Source organism: Pseudomonas sp. SIMBA_067 (assembly GCF_046534675.1).
GTDB lineage: Bacteria > Pseudomonadota > Gammaproteobacteria > Pseudomonadales > Pseudomonadaceae > Aquipseudomonas > Aquipseudomonas putida.
Window position 1 is genome coordinate 1 of record NZ_JAWRYH010000923.1, and the last position, 252, is coordinate 252.

Genomic DNA, 252 nt, shown 5'->3' on the forward strand with positions numbered 1-252 from the left:
GTCGTCAGTTGCAGGGCGCCGGCACGTGCGAGTTGTGTTAATTCAATTGCAGAAAGCTCAAATGCCCAGAGAAAAAGTCTGGCAATCAGATCCGAGTCATCCTCAGGCGCGTCCTCTGGCAGCTCGAATTCAGCGATTGCGTGTTCTCTGGTGGCCGCAAGTTGCTCAGCCAAGATCTCCCACATAGCAACCCAGTCAGGTTCTGCGCAGATCGTTGAGAAGACATCCTTGGTATCAAACAAAATAGGAGAG

General features: G+C 52.0%; 1 protein-coding gene. It reads right to left on the reverse strand.

Annotation, left to right across the window (positions count from 1 at the left end):
* A partial coding sequence (locus tag SB765_RS31915; RefSeq protein ID WP_410932796.1) for a hypothetical protein occupies positions 1-252 on the reverse strand: 252 nt, incomplete at both ends.